Source organism: Acetobacter senegalensis, assembly GCF_001580995.1.
Classification (GTDB): domain Bacteria; phylum Pseudomonadota; class Alphaproteobacteria; order Acetobacterales; family Acetobacteraceae; genus Acetobacter; species Acetobacter senegalensis.
Genome location: NZ_LHZU01000138.1, coordinates 85,405 through 93,445 on the forward strand (window position 1 = coordinate 85,405; position 8,041 = coordinate 93,445).

Genomic DNA, 8,041 nt, shown 5'->3' on the forward strand with positions numbered 1-8,041 from the left:
TGCACTCTACACCGTGAGCCTTTCTTCAGGGGCGGACGGCGCTGAGGGGTATTGGCGTTTCTTTTGCGCAAGGGGCAGATTAATCAGGAAGCACAGCTAAACATCATAAGAAGGAAGGGGGCGTTGCGGCAATGATGTCCTTTTCCGCTGTGCTGTCCCTTCCTTGCGCGCAGGCTCCTCTTTTCAGAACAGGCGGCTACCATCGGGCACAGTACGTTCAGGCACAGCCAGAACAACCTGTTTGTGTTCGTCAGGAAACCCCAAGGTCAAAACTTCGGAAATAAAAGGGCCAATCTGGCGGGGTGGCAGGTTCACGACACAGGCAACCTTGCGGCCAATCAGATCCTCAGCAGTATACAGGTCTGTAATCTGCGCGCTGGAGCGTTTCAGGCCAATTTGTGGACCAAGGTTGATGGTCAGTTTCCATGCCGGTTTCCGTGCTTCCGGAAAAGGCTGGACATCCGTGATTGTCCCGACACGGACATCAATTTTAACGAAGTCATCAATAGAAATCATGCTCATGAATGGCTCTTTTCCTACAGCGGGGTGCAAATTTCAAACAGCTTCCAAACGGCAAATTCAAAATCGGTTCGACGTTTGGGCACTGTTTGAGGGACGGAATGATATGTCAGCGTGCGGGTAATGACAAAGGAAAGGGTGGCAACGTCCTGTCCAAGTGGCAAGTATTTTCCCGCAGAATGCTGTAGAGTGGAGAAAAGTGTTCCCGGCTGGAGGCATCTTGCCTTTCTTGGGCAGAGGAAGCTGGTGGTTCATGGGTCTCGCACGGGCTACCAAAAAAAGAGAGCGGAGTGGGGCCTCGATAAAGCGAGGCGCGGCTTGCGTGGTCTCTTCACGATCAGAATGATTGGGGGCTGCGTGGGCGGACAGAGTAGTATGCAGTCTCTGCAACCGCGTCTGTAACAAACCTTCCATCATGAAAATAGCGAAGAGGCTCCGGATGGAGGCAAGCACACGGGCTCGTGATCAAAGTTTATGAGAGCTTTAGTATGGCGGGATATGAACCTGTTTTTCGCCGGGGTGCGTAGCTTTTTGTGACTCTGGAGCCTGCATGGTTATTCCCTGCTCAGTTCGTCAGTGAAGCACGGGCGGGGCAAGGCTGATCAAATAGGGAAGGTGCTTGAAATGTGCAATCGAAGATAATAAGAACAATTCGCACTTACGGATGGCGCTGAACTATAAGGATCCTTCTTTTTTGGGGAAGGTGGCGAAGAAGGGTACGGATCTTGGTGCAGCAAGGCGTGTTACTGGCCTTATATTCAACGTATCGCCGTGACCTCATAAATTACGCCAATAGTTTTACGGGCGATATGGCGCGGGCAGAGGATATTGTGCAGGAGGCGTGGCTGCGCCTTCAGGATGCCGCACAGAAGCAGGGTTTTCGGTCTCCGCGGAGCTATCTGTACAGTATTGTCCGCAACCTCGCGCTTGATGGCCGCCGCCGGGAAAAGCGCGAGCGAATGGTTGTGGTGTCTCAACCGCTGGATACGGTGGCAGAGATATCAGCCGACCGTCAGCCGTCTGTTGATCAGGTGCTTCTTCATCGGGATGAGATGGAACGTTTGTATGCCGCTCTGGCCGAATTGCCTGAACGGACACGCATAGCCTTTGAAATGCATCGCTTTGGGGAACGAAAACTGCGCGAAATTGCTGCGTTTCTTGATGTTTCCGTGGCCAAGGCTCATACGCTTGTTGTTGAGGCGCTGGAGCACTGCAAGGAGCGTCTGGATCAGCCATGATGTCACGCAGCACAGAATGGCACGCCCTTGCCGCACAGGAAGAGGCGGTCTTTGTGGAAATACCATGTCTTCGCTCGTCTGATAAACGAGGGAGCGCCGATGTGCGTAGCGGTCCGGCACGCGGAATGTTGTGGTGGGATCATGCGGCGGGCTGCGTTGAAGGATAGACATGGCGGCATATTCTGAACAGGAGAGGCGACAAGCCTCCAAAGAAGCGTCGGCATGGTTTGTCCTTCTACAGGAAGACCCTGAGGATAGCGGGCAGCGCACCAGATTTGAGGCATGGCGTGCCTCATCACCCCTGAACGCGCAAGCGTGGGAAATCATGCAGCGCACGGTGGGCGTTATCGCCCGCATGCCGCCACAGAATACGGGAAACTGGCAAAGCGGCCGGCAACACGCTCGCTGGTGGTCCCGGCGGTTTGCCATGCAGGGCGTTACGGTGCTTGCGGCAGCGGCCTGCGTTGCACTTGTGGTTTTTCCTTATATAGCGGTGCGGCTTCAGGCAGATTGCATGACCGCAACGGCTGAAACACAAAACGTAACGTTGGCGGACGGAAGTACGGCCAGACTGGCGCCACAAAGCGCCATAGCAATAGACTATTCTAATGGGTACAGGCAGATCAGGCTGTTAGCCGGAGAGGCGTTTTTTACCGTCAAGCATGATCCTGCCCGGCCCTTTGTTGTGATGGCGGGGGCCGTGCGGACAACGGATATCGGGACCGTGTTTGATGTCCGGCGCAAAGGGGCGGATGTTATTGTGGCGGTGCGCGATGGGCGCGTTAAGGTTGAAGGAGGGGCCGCGCTGCAGGGTGGTCAGGAACTTGGCGCGGGTGAGGTGCTTGATGTGCAGGAGAAGGGCGCTTATCGGAGCACGATAACACCAGATCATGTTGGCGCATGGGGAGAAGGCTGGCTGGTTGCGGATGAGGAACCCATGAGCGACGTTGTGGACCGTTTGCGTCCGTGGCTTGGGGCGCATGTGGTGATGGCTTCCCCTCACGCAGCGCGGCATATTACCGGCGTTTATAATCTTGCCGCGCCTCAGGAGGCGTTGCGGGCCGTGGCCAAGGCTCAGGCCTCTGAAATTTATCGGTTTTCCTCCTGGTTCGAGGTGGTGCGCTAACCCTGAAAAGGGGGATGAGCGCGAAAAAAATCAATCTTGTGGAACTTTTTCTGGAAAAGCATTTCCCCCGAACGTCTCAGGAGCGGGAATGCGAATGCAAGCAGATCGCAATAACGCGGTGCCGAAACCTGTCTCCTTTGCTTCCTGGTTGATCATGTTGCGTGAAGGGATAAGCAGAGGTGTGGTCCGGGATTGAATACTTCCTGATAAAAGGAAGAAAGAAGAGGAGTTTTCTACTTTTTGTCAGTGCAGCCATGGCTGTGTCTCTCCCTTCAGTCATACTGGCAGCTTCAAACCCAACAGCGCAGACGCAGGATGCCGGTGCGCGGGTGTTTGATGTTCCCGCACAATCCTTGTCCGCAGCCTTGATGCGTTTCAGCCAGCAGGCCGGTGTGCAGGTTACTGCGGATTCAACCATTTTGCGGGGTGTACAGACCTCAGGCGTGCATGGCCGTCTCACCGTGCAGCAGGCGCTGGCGCAACTGCTGGCGGGCACGGGGTTGAGCTATGTTCCCTCGGGCCGCGGCACCGTGATGCTGACCCGGGCTGCAAAAAACATCGTTCTGGGGCCGGTGCGGGTTCATGGTTCGTTTATGCGGGAATCAGCCATCGGGCCGGGCGTGGGGTATGTGGCGCAGACCTCTTTGTCTGGTACAAAAACCGATACGCCCATAATGGAAATTCCTAATTCCATTTATGTTGTCACCAAACAGCAGATGCAGGATCAGCAGGTTCAGAACCTTGCCGAGGCTTTGCGCTACACCCCAGGTATTTATGCAGAAGGCATGGGGCAGCAGACAAACGGGGCGGCAGCCGGTTTTGGCCATGGGTCCTACATGCAGCGCGGGTTTTCCTCGGCACAGTTTATTGATGGTATGATCAGTAATTCTGAGGTTGCGCTGGACCCGTCCTTTATTGAACGTGTTGAGACAATCAACGGCCCGTCTTCCGTCATGTATGGGCAGTCTTCTCCCGGTGGTATTATCAATGAAACGTTAAAACGCCCCACCGATACGCCCTTGCGGGCTGTATCGGTAGGGTTTGGGAACTGGAACCGGTATCAGGCCACGTTTGATATCAGCGACAAGATTACAAAATCCGGCAATCTCAAATACCGGATAGCGGCCATTGGTGTCTCTCAGGATACGCAGACAGATTACGTTCGCTATCATCGGGTAGGCGTATCACCCTCCCTGAAGTGGGATATTGATGAGAATACGGATCTGACCGTTATCGGGAATTACGTCTATACTCCCGAAGATGGTGCTTATTCCTCTTACCTTCCGGCTGTGGGGACCATTTTTCCCGGCCGGTATGGACGCCTTTCCCGGCATCTTTTCATGGGTGAACCGGGTTGGAACAATCATAAGGAAACGGGCGCACTTTTTGAATATGTGTTTTCCCATCGCTTCAATTCTCATCTGACTTTTCAGCAGACGTTCCGATACGAGGAATCAAAAACAAATTTCAGCTACGTTTATACCAAATCCGGTGCGTTGGAGGATGATGGCGTCACCCAGCCGCGTGTTGCATTTGCAGTGCCAAACACTACCCGCACGGCATCACTGGACAGCCGCCTTCTGGGACAATTCAATACGGGCAAGGTCAAGCATACCGCCATCGCCGGTGTTGATTTCTGGGATTACCATTCCACTGGTGATTATTACAGGTCTGATGCCAACAGCCTGAATGTGTATGCGCCCCAGTATGGTCAATTCACGCCGTCTTTTGGGTATCCAGGGATGGGGCCAGCCAATGCAAATTCATGGTCGTGGTTCGGGCGTGACACATATGATCAGGTTGGCGTCTATTTTCAGGATCAGATCAAATACAAACGGCTCACCGTTACGCTAGGCGGACGGGAAGACTGGTATTCACAATATTCGTGGTCGCAATCCAACACGCCTGCCACGGGGGAAAGCACAACAACCAGATCACCTTTTTCCACGCAGGCTTTTACCTGGCGTGCGGGGGCGACTTACGAATTTGATTTTGGGCTGGCTCCCTATTTCAGTTACGCTACCTCTTTCCAGCCGCAGACAGGCACGGACTCTCACGGGAACGCATTCAAGCCCACCAAAGGCGCGCAGTATGAAGCAGGGTTGAAATACAAGCCCCACGGCTTTGATGCGCTGTTTACAGCATCTGCGTTCCATATTGATCAGACAAATGTTCTGACGCAGGACCCGGACAACGCAAATTTTTCAGTGCAGAGCGGGAAGGTGACTTCCAAAGGGGTTGAGGTTTCTGCGCAGGCAAACATAACAAAAAATCTGCGCCTGATTGCATCCTATACTTACGATGATGCACGCTACAGCAAGAGCACCAACACGGTTGTTCCTTACTATTATGATCCCACATCAAATTCGGCGGGGTATCATATGCGGCAGGGGGAAAAGACGCCTCTTCAGGGGAAATACGTCAATGCCCTGCCACGGAACATGACATCTCTTTTTGTGAATTACGCCCTGCCGGGCAAGATCTTGTCCGGGCTGGAACTCAATTTTGGCGTTCGCTATGTTGGGTGGACCTACGCGAATACTGCCAATTCCTTCAAGATTCCGGCTTTTATTCTCTTTGATACCGGCATGCGGTATGATTTTGGAAAAGCTGCGTCTTTTCTGAAAGGGCTTGAGGGGCAGGTGACACTCTCAAACCTTACCAACAAGTACTACATCACCTCCTGCGGCACCACGCAGTGTTATCTGGGGCAGGGGCGACGGGTGTATGGCAATCTGAGCTACCATTGGTAAGGCAGGGTATCACGGATTTGTCAGGCCCTGTTTTCAGATAAAATGGGGCAACACGTAAAAAAACGGGCTGCTTGTTCGTCCATGTAAGTAAGAGAGGTGGCTTGAACGCCCGTTGAGGCGTCGTGTGTGTCCTCTAGCATGTTTTCCAGAAGCCAGAGGGCGCATGATGATGGAACGGATGAGCCTTGATCCAGCGCGTTTTTGCGATTTACTCGCACACGCATGTCTGATCGGGGGCGGTAAATGACCACGCGAACACTCCGCCGCTGGTTTGTGGTGCATAAATGGTCCAGCCTGGTGTGTACCCTTTTTCTGCTGATTGTGTGTGTCACAGGTTTGCCCATGCTGTTTTCAGAACAGATATGGGACACGTTTGTGGGCGATGATGACCCACCCTATGAGGTTCTGCCTCCCGGCACACCCAACGCCAGTCTGGATACGCTTGTAGAAAAAGCGCGGGCCATGTTTCCGGGGCAGATTATCACCAATGTGTCTCCCATGGATGATGAACCTGCTGTTCTGCTTTCCATGGCGCCAAGCTGGCAGGCGCTTGAGGAAGACAAGAAGTATCCAGACCGTAATTCCAGCCACTGGATCAAGTTTGACGCGCGCACCGCCAAGGTGCTTGAACAGTCTCGCCCTGCCAACGCTCCCCCGGAACCCCGCACATGGACCGGTCTGATTATGGGAACGTGCACCCGCCTGCACATCAACCTGTTTGCCGGACTGCCCGGAGCATTGTTCATGGGGGCCATGGGTGGGGTGTTTGTGGTCTCATTGATATCCGGCACGGTCTTGTATGGGCGTTTCATGAAGCGGTTACCGTTTGGCGCTGTGCGGAGAGACCGTGCTTCTCGCCTGACGTGGTTGGATCTGCATAATCTGTTGGGGGTTGCCACGCTGGTGTGGGCACTGGTGGTTGGCTTTACCGGGCTAGTGAATGAATTGCAGAGGCCACTTTTTGGCCTGTGGCGCGTGACGGATGTGCGGCAGATTTTAAAGCCTTATGCCAATCTGCCTGTACCGTCGCAGGATCATCTTGCGTCCGTGCAGGCTGCGTTTGAAACTGCCAGAAAGGCGGCTCTGGGCAACGAGGTGACAGGCCTTTCCTTTCCCGGTGCGTCTTTTGGCAGCCCGGTGCATTACGTGTTGTGGACCAGAGGTGCTACGCCCTTGCGTGCCCGCCTGTTTACCCCGGTTCTGGTGGATGCCCGTACCGGCGCTTTGACGGGTGCGTATCCGATGCCGTGGTATCTGCGGTTTCTTGAAGTGTCACGCCCGCTTCACTTTGGGGATTACGGGGGCATGCCGCTTCGTATTCTCTGGGCGTTGCTCGATTGTGTTGTGATTGGCGTGCTTGTAAGCGGCGTGGTGCTGTGGGCAGGCAAAAGAAAGATAGCAACAGACGCACGCCTGCGCGCGCTGGGGTATGCGCTTGATGAAGGAGAGGTCTCGCCTGTTTCGGCTTTGGCGAAGGGGGTGTCATGAAGATCACTCCGCCGCCGGAGGGCGCTTTTTCCGTTGTGTCTGAAGCACGTGGCCGCCCGCAGATTGCTGTGTGGCGGTGGCCCATTGCGCTGGGCGCACTCACGGTGTTTGGCCTGTTCTCTGCCCTGCTGGGGCAGAAGGGGCTCTGGCTGGTGCTTTCATGGATCAGCCTTTCCATTCCCTTTATCGTGACGGTGGTCTGCCTCCTGCAAGCGTGGTGCGTCCCATCAGTCAAAGGAGGTCGCTCATGACCGATATTTCGTTTTCTCCGTGGGAAATGTTTATGAATGCCGGGCCTGTTGTCCGGTGTGTGATGGTTCTTCTGGCGTTGGCATCCCTGCTGACGTGGACGGTCTTTTTTGCCAAATCGGTTGAACTGGTGCGTGTGCGGCTGAAGCTGGGCCGGGCGGAACGGGCGTTGGAGGAAGCGGGAACGCTGGATCTGGGAGAAGAGCACACGCGTGGCGCCGGGATTGCCCATGCACTGGTGATGGCCGCGGAAACGGAGCGCGAACGCTCACAGGATATTCCCGATGACCGTGAAGGTTTGAAGGAGCGGATCGTGCTGCATCTTGAACGTCTGGAAGCGGCGGAAGGCCGCCGCCTGATGCGTGGCACGGGCCTGCTGGCCACCATTGGCGCAACATCACCTTTTATTGGCCTGTTTGGCACGGTGTGGGGGATCATGACCTCCTTTACCGGCATTGCCGCCAGCAAGGCGACCAGCCTTGCGGTGGTGGCGCCCGGCATTGCCGAAGCGCTTCTGGCCACGGCTCTGGGGCTGGTGGCGGCCATTCCGGCGGTGATCATCTACAACCACCTTGCACGCCAGTCCGCCGCGTGCCGGGCGCAGGTGGCTGATCTGACCTCGCTGGTCATGCGGCTGGTCTCGCGCGATCTGGGGCGGATGCAGGCGC

At 55.2% G+C, this 8,041-nt stretch carries 8 protein-coding genes; 7 read left to right on the plus strand and 1 reads right to left on the minus strand.

Features of this window, described 5'->3' with window-relative positions; all coding sequences use genetic code 11:
• Positions 1-183: 183 nt before the first annotated feature.
• A complete protein-coding gene (locus tag AD948_RS11945; protein WP_058987074.1) occupies positions 184-522 on the minus strand; it encodes a tRNA-binding protein in 339 nt (112 codons plus the stop codon).
• A 725-nt stretch (positions 523-1,247) separates the two neighbouring features.
• Here AD948_RS11945 and AD948_RS11955 point away from each other — a divergent pair.
• From AD948_RS11955 to exbB, 7 genes are all read left to right on the plus strand, one after another.
• On the plus strand, positions 1,248-1,757 hold the full coding sequence (locus AD948_RS11955) for a sigma-70 family RNA polymerase sigma factor (RefSeq protein ID WP_082782432.1): 510 nt from the start codon (positions 1,248-1,250) through the stop codon (positions 1,755-1,757).
• Positions 1,754-1,924, plus strand: a complete 171-nt coding sequence (locus AD948_RS18205) for a hypothetical protein (RefSeq protein WP_156479015.1) — start codon at positions 1,754-1,756, stop codon at positions 1,922-1,924. The genes AD948_RS11955 and AD948_RS18205 overlap by 4 nt, the downstream gene beginning before the upstream one ends.
• A 2-nt stretch (positions 1,925-1,926) precedes the next feature.
• Complete coding sequence (locus AD948_RS11960; RefSeq protein ID WP_061472160.1) at positions 1,927-2,883, plus strand: FecR family protein; 957 nt, start codon at positions 1,927-1,929, stop codon at positions 2,881-2,883.
• Between the two features lie 254 nt (positions 2,884-3,137).
• The gene (locus AD948_RS11965) at positions 3,138-5,636 is read left to right on the plus strand and encodes a TonB-dependent siderophore receptor (RefSeq protein ID WP_061472161.1); all 2,499 of its coding nucleotides are present in this window, start codon (positions 3,138-3,140) and stop codon (positions 5,634-5,636) included.
• Positions 5,637-5,879: 243 nt separating this feature from the next.
• Positions 5,880-7,124, plus strand: a complete 1,245-nt coding sequence (locus tag AD948_RS11970) for a PepSY-associated TM helix domain-containing protein (RefSeq protein ID WP_061472162.1) — start codon at positions 5,880-5,882, stop codon at positions 7,122-7,124.
• Positions 7,121-7,375, plus strand: a complete 255-nt coding sequence (locus tag AD948_RS11975) for a hypothetical protein (protein ID WP_061472163.1) — start codon at positions 7,121-7,123, stop codon at positions 7,373-7,375. The genes AD948_RS11970 and AD948_RS11975 overlap by 4 nt, the downstream gene beginning before the upstream one ends.
• On the plus strand, positions 7,372-8,041 hold a 670-nt coding region (exbB, locus tag AD948_RS11980), incomplete at its 3' end, for a tonB-system energizer ExbB (protein WP_061472164.1). The genes AD948_RS11975 and exbB, both read left to right, overlap by 4 nt.

Coding starts and splice junctions, on each gene's coding strand:
- AD948_RS11945 (WP_058987074.1), bottom strand. CDS start 522: ATGAGCATGATTTCTATTGATGACTTCGTTAAAATTGATGTCCGTGTC.
- AD948_RS18205 (WP_156479015.1), top strand. CDS start 1,754: ATGATGTCACGCAGCACAGAATGGCACGCCCTTGCCGCACAGGAAGAG.
- AD948_RS11960 (WP_061472160.1), top strand. CDS start 1,927: ATGGCGGCATATTCTGAACAGGAGAGGCGACAAGCCTCCAAAGAAGCG.
- AD948_RS11965 (WP_061472161.1), top strand. CDS start 3,138: ATGGCTGTGTCTCTCCCTTCAGTCATACTGGCAGCTTCAAACCCAACA.
- AD948_RS11970 (WP_061472162.1), top strand. CDS start 5,880: ATGACCACGCGAACACTCCGCCGCTGGTTTGTGGTGCATAAATGGTCC.
- AD948_RS11975 (WP_061472163.1), top strand. CDS start 7,121: ATGAAGATCACTCCGCCGCCGGAGGGCGCTTTTTCCGTTGTGTCTGAA.